We start from the raw sequence: 16597 nt of genomic DNA on the forward strand, positions 1-16597 counted from the left end.
TCATCCTCAGATGTGGCGTTCGACATTTTTGAGGTTTCGTAATTTTCGACTTAACGCCCAGACTGCTCGCGTCAATCCTTCAGAATTTTCCAATACATATACGGAACCAGACGAGGAAAAAGGTTTTGTTGCCCCACCAGAAACGGACAGAATATGCACTCCTGCAGCGAGTCAGCCACCACCTAGACTAGTTCCTGCTTATTCCATCAATCTCTGATCGCACACAATGGAATTTTGTGGAATCGTGTGTTTTTCAGTTAACGATGGAGTATTTTCCTTATGTTCGCGAAAGCACGACTCTTTCACACGACGTTACCCCGGCGGATATCGCCGCTTGCCTGAAAAAAGGAATTTGAGGCATGCCTGCAAAAACCATTCGCGTTGCCCTGGCCGACGATCATCCGCTTGTTGTCATTGCGCTGAGAGATTGCTTGCAACGAACCCCCGGCTTTCAGGTCGTTTGCGAATGTACAAACGGTAGTGAACTGGTTGGAGCACTGGCAGAGTTTCCGGTGGACGTTGCCGTGACCGATTTCAGCATGGGCCATGGCGACTCATCGATCGACGGCTTCAACCTGCTGCGTCGGCTGGTGCGTCTGTACCCCGAGACACGTATCGTCATTGTCAGCGCGCAGACCAATCCCGGTGTGGTCACGCGTGCGATGAAGCTCGGCGCCCGCGCCTTCGTCAGCAAGGAGGACGAACTCGATGAGATTGTTCGTGCTTGCGTGCATGTGACGGTCAGCAACGGTCACTTCTATTCGCCGTCGATCCGCGCCGTGCTAGACAACGCGTCGGCGGCGGCCGCGCCCAGCACCGAGCTGACGCTTCGCGAACTGGAAGTCATCCGGCTATATGCGCAGGGGTTTCAACTGAGCGAGATCGCCAAAAAGCTCGGTCGCTCAGTCAGCACGATTTCCAGCCAGAAGACCGTAGCCATGCGCAAGCTCAACGTACAGACAAATACAGACCTGATTCGTTACGCCTACGAAAACGGACTGATCTGATCCTTCCATCGGGCCATGCAACAGATTCTCGACCGCACCCAGGAATCCCTGGCCCAATCCTTCCAGACGCTTGCCCGCAACGCGAGACGGCAGCAGCACCTCTACTACGTCACGGTTGGCCTGCTGATCGTGATCGTCATCGTGTCGGGGCTGTTGCTTGCGGGACTGGCGGCAGCCCGGCACCTCGATGTCAGGCGCAACCATGTGGCGCAGTACGTCAGCACCATTTCGCTTCAATTGCAGGGGGAAACGTCGCTGCTGCGGCGCACCGCGCTGACATTGCGGTTCTATCTCGAGACCGACAGCGTCGGACCGGTTGACGCGGCGGTATTCGATGGAATCCAGCGAAACGGCAAATTCTTGTCGGCAGACGGACGCTATGCGCTGCTTGTGCCACCGGCGACGCAACAAGCCTGGGGACACGCGACGGCGCAGCGCTTGTGGCAGCTTCAGCAAATCGCCACGGCGACGATCACTACGCAGATGGCGTTTCAACAGAACCACATTGCCTATATTGTGGATGCCGATGCCGCCTTCGCCATCATCTTGTCGCCCACGCGGCTGCCCGAATACGTGATCTCCAGCCTTGGGCCCGGCCACGTTTCTGTGCTGCGCGACGCGATAGCCCAAAGCGTACGCGAGCATCCGGGCCAGCCACAGCAACCCGCCTGGATTGGTCCGGTCGAAGACCCGCTGCTGAAAGAACAGGCTGTGACGGCCGTGCTGGCAACTACCACAGCGAACCGCCGGCACAGTGCCTACCTTGCCGCAAGCATTCCCGCAAGCGCCTTCCTGGCGCGCCTGAAGCGGCCGGCCGACCCTGCCATGCTGTTGCTGATCAACCCGGCGAATGTGCCGGTCGATGTGTCGCCGCCAATCAGCCCTGGCCAAATCCAAAGCATCCTGTCGAACGTCCCGCAGACGCCAACCGAATCGCTTGCGATCACGCGCTCTGGCCTGTTGCTGGTGCAGCCGTTGAACCCTGGATTCGGCTCGCTGGTCTATGCGCTGTCGTTCCGGACGCTGGCCGGATCGATTGCCGCAGAACTGATCGCCATTGGCGGCGTCGGCGTCTTCCTGATCGGCTGTATCGTTTTGGTAGCGCGATACTGGGACGTTCACCTGCTGCGCCGCGGTCACGCAGAAGCCGCACGTGCGCTCGAGAGTGAAACCATCAACCATGTTCTTGTGAGTGCCACGCCTATCGGGCTTTGCATCGTGCGTAAGCGCGATAACCAGATCATCACGTCGAATGCGGTCGCCAATGCGTTGCTTGGCCGCGCACAGGGCGCATCGCTGCCCGCCCATATTGCCGACGCGCTGTACGCCGCGTCCGCCGCCCCCGCGCAGCCCGGCCAAGGTGCGATCGCCCAGGTCACCGTCCCGGCATCGCCGGGCGCGTCGTCGCATGATGCGCCCGATGTGGCCGCAGCACTACGACAGTTTCTTCTCGTCACTTGCGCGCCGGTCCGCTATGGCGATGAGGATGTGCTGTTCTGCGCCATCCAGGATGTTACGGCGCAGCACCGGCTGGAGGACCAACTGCGTGCCGCCCGCGAAGCGGCCGAGGCGATGATGCGTGCGCGGTCCAATTTCTTCGCGGCGATGAGCCACGAGATTCGCACGCCGTTGAATGCGCTGCTTGGCAATCTGGAACTGCTGGTCCGCGCGGACGGCATGGGCGCCCAGGCCTCCCGGCTGCGCGCGCTGCAGGTGGCGTCGGACGGCCTGCGCCGGATCGTCAACGACATCCTCGATTTTTCGAAGATCGACGCAGGCGAGATGAAGTTGGCCAATGAATCGTTCCGACCGCTCGAGGATCTGGAAAGCCTGTCGATGTCCTATGCGCCGATGGTCGCGGAACGGCCCATCCGCTTCTACGTGCACCTGTCGCCCACACTGGATGGCGCGTTTTTTGGAGACCGCACGCGAATCTCCCAGATCATTGGCAATCTGCTCGGCAATGCCTTTAAATTCACGGCCTGCGGCAAGATCGTGCTGAGCGCGGAAATCACGGTCGATACCGAGCAGCGCACCATATTTGTCTGCCGCGTACGCGATTCCGGCATTGGCATGCCGCCGACGCTGGTATCCCGCGTCTTCCATCCTTTCGTGCAGGCGGAGCCGGGGACTTCGGCCCGCTATGGTGGAACGGGGCTCGGCCTTTCCATTTGCGCGCGCCTGACAGAACTGATGGACGGACATATCGGCGTGGAAAGCGTCGAAGGCGTTGGCAGCGCGTTCACCATCTCCATTCCGTTGCCGCAAGCGCCCGGTGAGCAGACGGCCCACGAGCCCGCTGTCCGCGGCAGCCAGGCGATGGCTCTGTGCCAGGAGCCGGAATCGGGCAACATTATCGAAGCATGGCTGCAACGCGACGGCTGGCGAACGCAGGTGTTCCACCAGATTGATCCGGCGCTTGGCTGGCTGCGCAACAATCGCCCGCACATCCTGATCGTGACAGGAGAATACAGCCTGCAGACGGTTCAGGCACTGCGCGACGTCCACGGCGCCCAGGCGGTTTGGATCACCCGCAATGGCCCGGAGCACCCGCGTGCGTGCGCGCCGGGGGTATTCGAAGTGACCACGTTCGATCATGCCGCCCTCCTCGCCGCAGCGCTCGCGGCACTGAATGCCGACGACACGCCCACCTTGGTCGATGTGTGCGAGCTTGACGGGGCAACGCGATCATCGGCACGGCTCGACGACCCGGACGCAACCGTCAGGCTGCAGGGTCCACCCCGTACGATCCTGGTGGCGGAAGACAATACGCTGAACCAGACGCTGATCGCCGAACAGCTTGAAGCGCTGGGCTGGCACGCGATCGTCGCCGGTGACGGACGTCAGGCCCTCGCGATCCTTGAGGAAGACGTGGCCGACGTCGACGTCGTGCTGACGGACATTCATATGCCCGTGATGGATGGCTACCAACTTCTGGCTGCTGTCCGTGCGCTACGGCCGGACCTGCCGGTTCTGGCATACAGCGCGGTCACGCGCGACGATCATGCTGGCGACTGGCTCGCGCGCGGCTTCGCCGGCCACATTGCCAAGCCGGCATCGCTGCGGTCGCTCGGCACCGCGCTGTCCGAAATTCCCGTACATCAATTGCACGACGAGGCAATTTCCATGGAAGAACATCAGGACGTCGCCGACGCTTCGCCAATTCCAGCATCGGAATGCGCGCGCTATCGCGCCATTCTCCGCGAGCATCTTCAGCATGACGAGCCCGAACTGGCCGACATCGTGCTTCGCCGCGATGTGGCAGCGCTGGGCCACTGGACCCATCGTTCGGCGGGCGCCTTCCTGATCGTCAGCGAAATCGCGCTCGTGGACATGTGCCGTGCGGTGGAACACCTGTGCGAGGCGTCCCCGCTCCAGTGGACGGACGACATTGCGACTTCGGCAGCGGAGTTGCTGGACAGCATCCGGGAGTTCAGTAACGCGCACGACGCCGACGATACCGCTCCCACATCCCAGAGCTAGCGGCCCAGGCGCCCATCTCGCACGGCGAGCGCCCCACCACACCACCACGCCCCAACACGCCACAACGGGCCCGCACGACCCGGGATTTGCGCAGGCGAGGCAGACGGGACGATAATGACGCGTCCAACGTCGCGCTCATTCTTTTAGCGCGACGATCGGCTTTCCTCCGCAAGTCATCGCCCCCTGTTCCATGCAGCCCCATCAAGGCCTACCCCGGCCCCAGCGTACCTGGGCCATCCATACCGTGTTCTGCGGCCTGATCATGGCCGTGCTGGATGGATCGATTGCCAACATCGCGCTTCCTTCGATCTCCCGTGAACTACACGCTGATCCGGCGCGCACGATCTGGGTGGTCAACGCCTACCAGTTGACCGTCACGGTATGTTTGCTGCCCCTTTCGTCGCTGGGCGATATCCTCGGCTACAAGCGCGTCTACCGTGTCGGACTCGCGACCTTTCTGGTGGGCTCGTTGCTGTGCGCACTTTCGGTCAATTTGCCGATGCTGGTGGCGTCCCGCGTGATACAGGGCATCGGCGGCGCCGGGATCATGAGCGTCAACACTGCACTGGTCCGCTATATTTACCCGCCGACGAAGCTCGGGCGTGGCATCGGACTCAACGCGCTGGTGGTCGGCGTGACGATCGCCGTCGGGCCTTCGCTGGGCGCGTTGATTCTCGGCATCGGCAGCTGGCAGTGGCTGTTTGCTGTCAACGTGCCCTTCGCCATTGCGGCCCTGGCCATTTCTCGTAGCGCATTGCCCGAAACGCCGCCGCAGCCGCATTCCTTCGACTATCCCAGCGCTGTACTGTCGGCCATCGTATTCGGCCTCTTTATCCTCGGTGTCGACGGACTTGGTCATGACGCCCTGCGCGTCGCGGGCATCGCCGGCGTGCTGCTGGCGATTTTCCTGGGATGGATTCTGGTCCGCCGGCAACGTGGGCGCACCGCACCGCTGGTCCCTGTCGATCTGTTCGCCAGCCGGGCCTTTACGCTTGCCGTGGGGACGTCCTTCTGCTCGTTCATGACGCAGATGCTGGCTTTCGTTTCCTTGCCGTTCTATCTCGAATACCAGTTGGGGCGCAGTTTGCAGGAGACCGGCCTGTTGATCACGCCATGGCCGCTCATGGTGGCGCTCATGGCCGTGGTTTCGGGGCGTCTGTCCGACCGCTATCCGGCCAGCATCCTTGCGGGCGCCGGATTGCTCATGCTGTCGTGCGGACTGCTCAGCCTTTCACTACTGGGACCCGACGCATCGAGCCTCGACATCGCGTGGCGCACGGCGTTGTGCGGTATCGGCTTCGGCTTCTTCCAGTCGCCCAACAACCGCGCGATGATTGGCGCCACGCCGCGCGAGCGCAGCGGCGGGGCCAGCGGGGCGCAAGCCACCACGCGCCTGCTGGGCCAGACCACCGGCACCGCGGTGGTGGCGCTGATGTTCAGCCTCGATCAACAAGGCGCCGCTCGCATGGCGCTTCATGTCGCAGCCATCGTGGCCGGCATCGGCGCGGCGATCAGCCTGAGCCGCCTGAGGGACCGACCGATTCCCGCGTCGACCACGTCGGCCGAGCCTGACGCCTAAGACGATTCGAGCCTTGCGTCGCGGAAACGCACGGCTCGTTCCGTCCGCCGCGCCACGGGCTCGCGGCGAATCCGTGTCGCCGTTATTCAGCCTTCGCGCCGGACTCCTTGACCACCTTGGCCCACTTGGCGATCTCGGCGCGCTGGTATTCGGCGAGTTTCTCCGGCGTTCCCAGCACCGGATCCAGGCCCAGCGTCTTCAGCTTGGCCTGGACGTCAGGCAGCGTGAAGATGCGATTCAGCTCCGCGTTCAGACGGCTGACGATTTCCTTGGGCGTGTTGGCCGGCGCAAAGACTGCGAACCACGACGTGGCCTCGTAGCCGGGCAGACCTTGCTCTGCGATAGTCGGGATGTCGGGCGCGGATGCCGAGCGTTGCGCACTGGTTACGCCCAGCGCACGCAATTTGCCCTCCTTCACCACCGGTAGCGCGGACGGCAGATTGTCGAACATCATGGTGATATGCCCGCCGAGCAGGTCAGGAATCGCCATGGCGCGGCCCTTGTATGGCACATGCGTGATCTTGGTGCCCGCCATCGTGTTGAACAGTTCGCCCGCCACGTGCAGCGAAGTCCCGACGCCTGGCGTGCCGAACGTCAGTTGACCCGGCTTTGACTTGGCCAGCGCAATCAGCTCCTGCACGTTCTTGGCGGGCACTGATGGATGCACGACGAGGACGTTGGGCGTCGAGGCCAGCAGGATCACCGGCACGAAGTCCTTGACCATGTCATAGGGCATCTTGCTGTAGAGCGCGCCGTTGATCGAATGCGTGCCGACCGTGCCCAATGCCAGCGTGTATCCATCGGGCGGGGCATGGGCTACGGCCTCGGCGCCGATATTGCCGCCGGCGCCGGGCTTGTTGTCGACCACTACCGGCTGGCCCAGAGACACTTTTTCAGAAAACAGACGCGCAAGAATGTCAGGCGCCCCGCCGCTCGGGAACCCGACCACCATGCGAATCGGCTTGGTGGGATAGGGCTCGGCGGCCTGCAATGCAGGCATCGCCACGACGGCTGCCGTGGCCGCCAGCATGGTCAGCACCCGCCGACGCGGGAAGGTTCTTGCGCGCATGACGTTGTCTCCTGTCTCGTTGTTATGGGCCAGACCGCAACTACACGGCGATATTGCCGAATTCCTTGCTGACCTGATCGTGCAGCCGGCGCATGCCGCGCAGCCAGCGATCGTAGTCCTGACCCTTGCGGCGATAGTACTCGAGCACTTCGGGATGGGGCAGTATGAGGAAACTCTCGTTGACAACGCCTTCGAGCGTCTTCTCGGCAACGTGTTCTGGCGTGACCGACCCCGCCTGCAAGAAGCCCTTGCGCTCGCCACTTTCGCCAAACAGCATTTTCGTCTGGACGCCTTGCGGGCAGATGCAACTGACCTTGATGCCACGGTCGCCGTACGTGATCGATAGCCATTCGGCAAAGCCGATCGCCGCATGCTTGGTCACCGCATACGGCGCCGAGCCGATCTGCGACAGCAGGCCGGCCGCGGACACGGTGTTGATGAAGTAGCCGTCGCCGCGCTCCAGCATCTGCGGCAGCGCGGCCTTTGCGGCATGGATGTGCGCCATCACGTTGATGTCCCAGATGCGTTGCCATTCTTCCGCACTGGCGTCGAGGCCCTTGCGCAGGATGATGCCGGCATTCGAGCAGAACACATCCACCTGGCCAAAGCGGCGCGTCGCGATATCGACCAGCGCCTGCACGGCTTCGGCATCGGCCACGTCCACGCGCTGCGCAAACAGCTGGCATTCCGGCGCGATCTTCGCCGCCTCCGCCGCCACCTGCGCGGCGCCGGCTTCGTCGATATCGGCCACCGCCACGGCGCGGGCGCCCGCCTTGGCGAAGGCCATCACCAACGCCCGGCCGATACCGGTGCCGCCGCCGGTCACGATCACTGTCTTGTTGCGAATATCCATGCTTGTCTCCTCATCGTTCTTGATTGCATTCGCATCACGCAGGCTGCCAAAGCCGCGTGGCAAGGGTGTCGGCAAGCTCGCGAATCCGCGGACCGAGATTGCCTTCGAGAATTTCCGGCGACAGCCGCGTCGACGCGCCACCGATGTTGATCGACAGCACTTCCGAGCCATCGGCCAGGCGAACCGGCGCGGCGGCGCCACTGACCGACCGATCCCATTCGGCGTGGGCCACGCAGAAACCGCGTCGCGCGTGTTCGCGCAATGCGCGGTCGAGTTTGCTGCGCACGCCAGCCCAGCGCGCGCCGTGATGACGTTCGAGCTGCTCAAGCACCGCGCCACGCCGCGCCGCGGGCAGCCCGGCAAGCCAAGCGCGCCCGATTGCCGACGTGGCCATCGGCAGCCGGGAGCCCGGTGTCAGGCGCATCACCAGCGCACCGCGCGGCTGGCAGACTTCCAGGTACAGCATGTCATGCCGATCCGGCGCGGCCAGCGCAACCGTACAGCCCGTAGCAAACGCCAGCGACTGCATCAGCGGCTGCGCGATATTCCGGATGCCGGCGCCGGACAGATATCGCTGACCAGGCAGCATTGCGCTCTGCCCGATCCGGTATTTCTCGTGGCCTTCCACATAAACGAGATAGCCAAGGCTGGCGAGCGTATAGGTGAGCCGCGACACCGTTGGTCGGGGAATACCCGTACGGCGCGACAACTCGGCGTTGCCAAGAAAGTCGTCTCCAGGCCCGAAGGCGCGCAGCAATTCGATTCCGCGCGCCAGCGCCGTGACGAAATTCCGGTCTTCACTGTCCGGCGGATGCGCGGCCTCGCCGGATACCAGCGCGGCATCGGTGGGTCGAGGAATCGAGGTCGTGCGTTTCATGTGCCTTTCATATCAGTTTCTGTGCCGGGGCAGCGGCGCTATGTAGCGAAAACATACGGGTCATATGCGCTGTACATAGGTCCCGCCGGCGGCAGATGAATGCGTTATCGCGCCACTTGCACGCTGAAATCAGGGAATACACCGACGATGCACGGCACTTCAAAGGGGTGCTATTTCGCACACCGGAATACTACGTCCGATTGCTTGACGGTCGCGGAAACGCTATGCAAAGTCGCCGAAAAAGAACGACCGTGCGAGAACACGACACGGCGTCAGAGACCGCGCGGGTGCCGTCCCGGTACACCATCGCAAGGAGACAAAGCATGGCCTTGTTTTTCCAGCAGTTACTCAACGGCCTGACACTGGGTGGCGTCTATAGCCTGGTGGCGCTAGGGCTGACCCTGGTCTACGGCATCCTGCACGTGCCCAACTTCGCGCACGGCGCGTTGTACATGGCGGGCGCCTACGTGTCGTACTACGCCATGACGACGCTCGGCCTGAACTACTGGCTGGCGATGCTGGCGGCGGCCGCGGTGGTTGCGGTGCTGTCGATGCTGGCTGACCGGCTGGTGTTCCACCCGCTGCGCAACGCGCCCGAGATCCACGACATGATCGCCGCGATCGGCATCCTGCTGTTCCTCGAAGCCGGCGCGCAGGCGCTGTGGGGCGCCGACTTCCACCGCATGCCGACACCGTATGGACAGATGGTCGAGATCTTCGGCCTGATCGCGCCGCTGCAGCGCCTGCTGATCATCGTCGCGGCGTTCGGCCTGATGGTGCTGCTGCATCTGTTCCTGACGCGCACGGTGACCGGTTCGACCATCATGGCGATGGCGCAGAACCGGGAAGGCGCGGCCCTGGTCGGCATCGACGCCACGCGCGTCACGCTGCTCGTCTTTGCCATTTCCGGCGCGCTCGCGGCGATTGCCGCAACGCTCTACGCGCCGATCAACCTGGTCTATCCCAGCATGGGCAATCTGGTGATCACCAAGGCGTTCGTGATCATCATCCTCGGCGGCATGGGCAGCATTCCCGGGGCGATTGTCGGCGGACTGATCATCGGCATGGCAGAGAGCTTCGGCGGCTTCTATATCTCCACGGACTACAAGGACATCATCGCCTTCGTGCTGCTCGTGGTCATCCTTTCGGTTCGTCCGCAGGGCCTGTTCGCCGGCAAGGCCGCTTAAGGAGAGACAGACATGAAAGCACTGCAAGGAAAGACCGGCTGGATGTTGCTGCTGGCAGCCGCCATCGCGTTTCCGCTGGTCGTGCCCAACAGCTATTTCTTGTCCGTGATGACGCTCGCGTTCATCACGGCCATCGCGACACTGGGCCTGAACCTGCTGACCGGCTACACCGGCCAGCTCAATCTGGCGCACGGCGGCTTCATGGCCATCGGCGCCTATACGCTGGGCATTCTCACGGTCGATCATCAAATGCCGTTCTGGCTCGCCTTCGCCTTGTCCGGCGTGGTGTGCATGGTGCTCGGCTATGTCGTCGGCGTGGTGTCGCTGCGGCTCAAGGGCCATTACTTCTCGATTTTCACGATGTGCGTGGGCTACATCATCTATCTGCTGATCGAGAAATGGGAAGGCCTGACGCACGGCGCGGTCGGTCTGATCGGCATTCCGGTGCCGGCCGCCATCGGGCCGGTCACGTTCGACAGCGTGCAGGCGCAGTACTACCTCGTACTGTTCTTCCTGGTGATCGGCACGTTCGTGATGCATCGCATCGTCGGTTCCCTGCTGGGACGCGGCTTCATGGCGGTGCGCAACAGCGATGCGCTGGCCGAAGCGCTGGGCATCAACCTCATGCGAACCAAAGTGCTGTCGTTCGTGCTGTCGGTCTGCTATGCCGGCATCGCTGGCGCGCTGTACGCAGGGCAGGTGCGCTTTCTGGGGCCGGACATCGCACGCACCGACGTCACGTTCGATATGGTCATGGCGATGCTGGTGGGCGGCGCGGGCACCCTGCTCGGTCCGCTGCTCGGCGCGCTGCTGGTGCCCTGGGTCACGCAGACGCTGCAGTTCCTGCAGGATTACCGGATGCTGGTGTTTGGCCCTGTGCTGATCCTGCTGATCATCTTCCTGCCCGATGGCATCGTGGGTTCGTACCTGAAGCGGCAGGCGCGCCGCGCCGCGGCGCAACGTCGCGGCCAGCTGGCCGCCGCGCGCACGGCACAAGCCGCGGCCCCGGTCGCCACTACCCGCACTGGAGCCGAAAATGCTTGAGATCCGCAACCTGACAAAGAAATTCGGCGGCCTGACCGCCGTGCACGATGTCTCGGTGAGATTCGAAAGCGGCCATATCAACGCCATCATCGGCCCCAATGGCGCGGGAAAGACCACCTTCTTCAACCTGATCGCCGGCACGCACGCGCCCACCACCGGCCAGATCCTGTTCAAGGGCCAGGACGTGGCCGGCCTGCGCGCCGACCAGATCGCGCGGCTTGGCGTGGCGCGCACGTTCCAGGCGACCGCGCTGTTCGATCGCGCCACCGTGCTCGACAACCTCATCGTCGGCCACCGCCTGCGCACAAAATCCGGTCTGGGCGATGTGCTACTCAACACGCGCCGCATGCGCGAGGAAGAAAAGCTGTGCCGCGAGAAGGCCGAAGAGGCGCTCGACTTCGTCGGGCTGTCGCACCTCGCGCATGAAGTCGCCGCCGACATTACCCAGGAGGCGCGCAAGCGTGTGGCGTTTGCGCTGGCGCTGGCCACCGATCCCGAACTGCTCCTGCTCGACGAACCTGCCGGCGGTGTGAACCCCGAGGAAACCGTGGGCCTGGCCGAGCTGATCCGCAAGATGGTGCGCCACGGCAAGACCGTCTGCCTGATCGAACACAAGATGGACATGATCATGCGGCTGGCCGACAAGATCATGGTGCTCAACTACGGCGAGAAGATTGCCGAAGGCACGCCTGCACAGGTCCAGCAGGATCCGCGCGTCATCGAAGCCTATCTGGGAGCCGACCATGTTGCAGCTTGAACGCGTCTCGCTGTCGTACGGCAGTTTCCGCGCGCTGGACAACATCTCGCTGCATGCGGGCGCGGGCGAACTGGTGGTGCTGCTTGGCGCCAACGGTGCGGGCAAGAGTTCGATCTTCCTCGCGATGAGCGGCATTCACCGCACCAGTAGCGGCAGCATGCGTTTCGACGGACGCGAACTTGGCGGCATGAAGCCGTCGCAGATCGTGCAGGCGGGGCTGGTGCATTGCCCGGAAGGCCGCAAGCTGTTTCCAGCGATGAGCGTCGAGAAGAACCTGACGCTGGGCGCCTACGTGCATCGCCGCGACCGCGCCGGCATCCGGACCACACTTGAAGAGGTCTACGAAATGTTCCCGATCCTGCGGCAGAAAAAGGACGACGCCGCGGGATCGCTGTCGGGTGGCCAGCAACAGATGGTGGCACTGGGCCGCGCGTTGATGGGCCGGCCGCGCGCGCTGTTGCTCGACGAGCCGTCGCTGGGCCTGGCGCCGCTGGTGGTCAAGCAGATGTTCGAAGTCATCCAGCGCATCAATCGCGCCGGCACGACAGTCCTGCTGGCCGAACAGAACGCCTACGCGGCGCTGGGCATTGCTCACCGCGCCTACGTGATCGAAAGCGGCCGCATCGTCATGGAAGGCGATCGCGACACGCTCTTGCGGGACGAAGGCATTCGCAAGGCGTATATCGGAGGATAGGGTTTTCTTCGCGCCGCGCGCCGGTGCAGTGCGAAGTCAGAACAAACGCAGTGAAAAATCCAAAGGAGACAGCACATGCAGCACAAGACATTGGGTCGTTTCTTCGCGCTGGCCACCTGCGCCGCCGCAGCCGTGATCGCTTCATCGCCCGCCATGGCGCAGGAAGTCGTCAAGATCGGTTACACCGGTCCTCTATCTGGCGGCGCCGCGCTGTATGGCAAGAACGTGCTGTCCGGCATCCAGATGGCCGTGGATGAAATCAACGCGAGCGGGCTCCAGGTCAACGGCAAGAAGGTGAAGCTCGAAGTCGTCTCGCTGGACGACAAATACGCTCCGGCGGAGGCCGCCATCAATGCGCGCCGTCTGGTGCAGCAATACAAGACGCCGGCCGTGTTCGTGCCGCATTCGGGCGGCATCTTCGCGCTGCAGGCATTCAACGAGCAGGAGAAATTCCTGGTCATGGCCTATTCCAGCGTGCCGCGCATCACCGATGCCGGCAACAAGCTGACGATCCGCATTCCGCCGGCCTATACCGGCTATATCGAGCCGTTCGTGAAAGCGCAGATGAAGCGCTATGGCAAAAATGTGGCGCTGGTGCCAGCCGATCATGATTATGCAAAGGCCTGGGTGCAGGCCTTCGTGCCCGCATGGGAAGGCGCAGGAGGCAAGATCGTCGGCAACAATCCGATGTCGTACACCAAGGCCACCGACTTCTATACCGGCGTGTCGCGCGCCATTGCCGACAAACCCGATGTGATGTTCGTGGGCGGCCCGTCGGAGCCAACCGCGCTGGTGGTCAAGCAGGCGCGCGAGCTGGGCTTCAAGGGCGGCTTTATCATCATGGACCAGGCCAAGATGGACGAGATGGCCAAGGTCACGAACGGCCTGGGCATGCTGGAAGGATCGATCGGCGTGATGCCGCTCGTCAACGATGCGCGCCCGGCTGCGCAGGCCTATAACGCACGCTACAAGAAGCTGCACGACGGCCGCGACGCCACCACCGAGATGTCGCTGAACTACACCATGACCTGGGCGCTGGCGAATGCGATGAAGCTGGCCGGCACGACCACCGATGCTGCCGCGATTCGCGCCAAGATGCCCGATGCCGTGAAGGCGCTGCCCAAGGAAGTGAATCCGAACGAAGTGGATGGCATCGACGCCAAGGGCGGATCCGTGGCGGATACCGTTGTGGGCTGGGTGCAGAAGGGCAAGATCGAACCGGTGCGTTTGTCCGAACTGGCCAAGTAAGGTCCGGACGTCCCGGTATCACGCGAGAGAGAGGCGGAGGGAGTACCCTGCTGGCGGGCTGACCAGCAATACAAAAGCAAGCAGAAAATCGTAAGTGGAGAGAAAGAGGGCGTCCGGCAAAACCGGACGCCCTTTGTCTTTTCGAGCGAATACGACGATCGCTCGGACGCGACGCCTTAGCGGCGCTCGTCGTTGCGCGCCTGCTGCGTGTGACGCGCCTGCTCCTGCTGCGCGCGCTGTTGCTGCTGTTGTTGCTGCTGGCGCTGCCGCTCCTGTTGCTGGCGTTGCTGTTCCTGAACCTGCCGCTGCTGCTCCTGCACCTGCCTTTGCTGTTGCTGTTGCTGTTGTTCCTGCATGCGGCGCTGCTGTTCCTGCGCCTGACGCTGCTGCTCCATCTGCTGACGTTGCATCGCCTGCTGGCGCTGCTGCTCGAACTGCTGCCGCTGCTGCTCCTGAGCCTGGCGCGCCTGCTCCAGCTGTTGACGCTGTGCCGCCTGCTGGCGCTGCTGATCCATCTGCTGGCGCTGTTGCTCCTGCTGCTGGCGTTGCTGGTCGAATTGCTGCTGACGCTGCTGCGCCTGGCGCTGCATGTCCTGCTGTTGCCGCTCCTGCTGCTGGCGTTGCTGATCGAATTGCTGGCGGTTCATTGCATCGCGACGCTGACTATCAAGCTGCCGCTGCTGTTCCTGGGACATGCGCTGCAGATCCTGTTGCTGGTTGCGACGCATGTCCTGCGCCTGGCGCTGCTGGTCTTGCAACTGGCGTTGCTGGTCATCGCGTTGTCTCTGCAGCGCCTGTTGCTGACGCTGCTGAAAATCGCCGGCCTGCCGCTGCTGTTCCTGCAGTTGCCGTTGCTGGTCGACCTGCTGACGCTGACTTTCGGGGGTCAGGCCGCGCATTTGCTCGGGCCGCTGGCCGCGCGCCGCGGCCGCCTGGCTCATGCGCACATCGGGCTGCCATGGCATCGCCTGCGCTGACGGCGCGTCGCGATACAGGCCCTGCTGCAACTGCTGGCGATTTGCCTGCGTGGGCGTTGGGCCGCGCCAAGCGGGTCCCGCGCCGGCCGTGCCGCCTTCGCGGGCAAAGCGCCGTGCCAGCTCGTCGGGCCCTATGTGCCCGGGAGGGTGCGCGGCAATGGCCTGCCGTGCGAATCCCTGACGCGCCATCGGCGGCACGTCTTGCGGCCTCGCGCCGCCGATCAGGCTTGCCTTGACCGGCGCCATCGGCGGCGCACCGCGCCCTTCTCCCACCGGCAACTGGCGCCATTCGTCACGATAGCTGCCGCGCGGCACCGGCCGGCCCTCGACGAAATTGCGTGACGGCATGCCCGATATGGCCCCCGGAACGTTACGGTTGACCCAGCGGTCGCGGTCGCCACCACGCATCCAGGTGTTGTTCACGGTTATGTTGTTGATCCGCGTGACGTAGGTAGGGCTTGTGCGATACACGGGCCGGTACACGTCGCGCGGGCCCAGCGGATACCACGCCACGCCCGGGCCGCCGCCGATGCGGATGGAGGTCGAGACGCCGCCGATAAAGCCAACCACGGCTGGCGCGTAGCACGGCCGCACTGCCACCGGGCCGGGCACCCAGCCCCAGCGGCTGCCGAAGTACGCCCAGCGTCCGTAGTGCGACGGCGCGAAGCCCCACGGCGCATCGTCGATCCACGTCCATCCCCACGGCGCCACCCAGGCCCAGTGCCCGGTGCTGTAAGGCGCCCAGCCGGCGGACACGGCGCGCGGAAACCATACGGCGCCGTATCCAGGGTCCTGCTGCCAGTCGCCGTAGTCGTCCAGCGCCGTATATCCGGTCATCTCGGCCGGTACATAGCGCGCAGTGGGCGAGGCGTCCTCGCGTGCATCGCGCGCCGCGGTCCATTGGTCGAACGCATCGGCCGGCGGATAGCTGCCCTGTCCCGCATCGGCCAGATCGGTTCCGGCAAAGCGCATGCGCTGCCCGCGCTCCAGTTCGACGGACCGAGTGTCCCCATAAAGCACCGCGCTGCCGTGGCGCATCGTCACCAGCGTGGTGGTGCCGTCCGGAGCCACATCGAGTCGATAGTCGCCGGGCTCGCGCGGCACGAATGCCAGATTCGGGGTGTCCACTTCCACCTGCTGGTCCGGCGGCAGCGCGCGCACCCGCAACTGCAGCGAGCCCTGCGTCAGCTTGATCTGCGTGGTCCGGTCGTCGAGATTCAGGATAGTGGCTGCGGAAGCGCCCCCGAGCCGTACCGCCGTGGCGCCGGCATGCAATTCCGCACGGCCGCCCGGATCCACCCACAGCCGGTCGCCGGTGGTAAACGGGCGGTTTGGCACCACCGCCGCCCAGTCGTCGGATCCCGCCGGCGCAAAGCTCAGACCGCCCGACATATCGGTGACGGTCGCGATCCGCGACGGCGGGTCGGTCACCGCCGCATCGGGATTGCCAAGCACATTGCCGTCGGCGGGATCGGGCCGACCATAGGGCTGCCCATATGCCGGCGGCGCGGCGGGGCCGTAGTTCTGCGCCTGGACGAGGCCTTGGCCAAGCAACGCGGCCAGGCCGATGGCGACGGGCGCCAGTGCGAAGCGATAGCGGGATGACATGATGAAAAGTGTGGTTCTGGGCCGCCGAGCCGGCGACCATCGCAGGGCGGCGTACACCCTGTTGCCACCCTATATCGGATAACGGGACCGAACCTGACCTGTGCACCTGACTTTGTAAGTACATATTTCCCGGCGCGGCCCGAGGGGCTTGCGGGACAAAGGTGGAAACAAGTCTTGCAGGCGATGTGGAAATCGGCGGCCGGCTGGAAACGGT

At 63.9% G+C, this 16597-nt stretch carries 12 protein-coding genes; 8 read left to right on the top strand and 4 right to left on the bottom strand.

Features of this window, described 5'->3' with window-relative positions; all coding sequences use genetic code 11:
- The first annotated feature begins 359 nt into the window (after positions 1-359).
- From AC1RKI_RS20985 to AC1RKI_RS20995, 3 genes are all read left to right on the top strand, one after another.
- On the top strand, positions 360-1007 hold the full coding sequence (locus tag AC1RKI_RS20985; protein ID WP_061958111.1) for a response regulator: 648 nt from the start codon (positions 360-362) through the stop codon (positions 1005-1007).
- Between the two features lie 15 nt (positions 1008-1022).
- Entirely contained in the window at positions 1023-4490 is a 3468-nt protein-coding gene (locus tag AC1RKI_RS20990) for an ATP-binding protein (RefSeq protein ID WP_492796820.1), read from the top strand.
- A 190-nt stretch (positions 4491-4680) separates the two neighbouring features.
- On the top strand, positions 4681-6069 hold the full coding sequence (locus AC1RKI_RS20995) for an MFS transporter (protein WP_492796818.1): 1389 nt from the start codon (positions 4681-4683) through the stop codon (positions 6067-6069).
- Between the two features lie 82 nt (positions 6070-6151).
- On the opposite strand, the gene AC1RKI_RS21000 is transcribed toward AC1RKI_RS20995, so the two are convergent.
- The 3 genes from AC1RKI_RS21000 to AC1RKI_RS21010 are packed head-to-tail and all read right to left on the bottom strand — an operon-like array spanning position 6152 to position 8868.
- Entirely contained in the window at positions 6152-7138 is a 987-nt protein-coding gene (locus tag AC1RKI_RS21000; RefSeq protein ID WP_490713732.1) for a Bug family tripartite tricarboxylate transporter substrate binding protein, read from the bottom strand.
- Between the two features lie 40 nt (positions 7139-7178).
- Positions 7179-7991, bottom strand: a complete 813-nt coding sequence (locus tag AC1RKI_RS21005) for an SDR family oxidoreductase (protein ID WP_061958149.1) — start codon at positions 7989-7991, stop codon at positions 7179-7181.
- Between the two features lie 34 nt (positions 7992-8025).
- Positions 8026-8868, bottom strand: coding sequence for an IclR family transcriptional regulator (locus tag AC1RKI_RS21010; protein ID WP_061958107.1), 843 nt, complete (start codon positions 8866-8868; stop codon positions 8026-8028).
- A gap of 323 nt (positions 8869-9191) precedes the next feature.
- Here AC1RKI_RS21010 and AC1RKI_RS21015 point away from each other — a divergent pair, with 323 nt between their 5' ends.
- The 5 genes from AC1RKI_RS21015 to AC1RKI_RS21035 all read left to right on the top strand — a co-directional run bounded on the left by AC1RKI_RS21015 (position 9192) and on the right by AC1RKI_RS21035 (position 13798).
- Positions 9192-10055: a branched-chain amino acid ABC transporter permease gene (locus tag AC1RKI_RS21015; protein WP_492796815.1), complete on the top strand. Its 864-nt coding sequence runs from the start codon at positions 9192-9194 to the stop codon at positions 10053-10055.
- Between the two features lie 12 nt (positions 10056-10067).
- A complete protein-coding gene (locus tag AC1RKI_RS21020) occupies positions 10068-11099 on the top strand; it encodes a branched-chain amino acid ABC transporter permease (RefSeq protein ID WP_061957154.1) in 1032 nt (343 codons plus the stop codon).
- Positions 11092-11856, top strand: coding sequence for an ABC transporter ATP-binding protein (locus AC1RKI_RS21025; RefSeq protein ID WP_061957153.1), 765 nt, complete (start codon positions 11092-11094; stop codon positions 11854-11856). The genes AC1RKI_RS21020 and AC1RKI_RS21025 overlap by 8 nt, the downstream gene beginning before the upstream one ends.
- Complete coding sequence (locus AC1RKI_RS21030; RefSeq protein WP_150979897.1) at positions 11843-12550, top strand: ABC transporter ATP-binding protein; 708 nt, start codon at positions 11843-11845, stop codon at positions 12548-12550. Before AC1RKI_RS21025 ends, AC1RKI_RS21030 begins: the two co-directional genes overlap by 14 nt.
- 75 nt (positions 12551-12625) lie before the next feature.
- On the top strand, positions 12626-13798 hold the full coding sequence (locus AC1RKI_RS21035; RefSeq protein ID WP_061957151.1) for an ABC transporter substrate-binding protein: 1173 nt from the start codon (positions 12626-12628) through the stop codon (positions 13796-13798).
- A gap of 176 nt (positions 13799-13974) precedes the next feature.
- On the opposite strand, the gene AC1RKI_RS21040 is transcribed toward AC1RKI_RS21035, so the two are convergent.
- A complete protein-coding gene (locus AC1RKI_RS21040; protein ID WP_492919059.1) occupies positions 13975-16383 on the bottom strand; it encodes a DUF6600 domain-containing protein in 2409 nt (802 codons plus the stop codon).
- Positions 16384-16597: the final 214 nt, after the last annotated feature.

This window comes from Cupriavidus sp. GW822-FHT06G04, assembly GCF_058799075.1.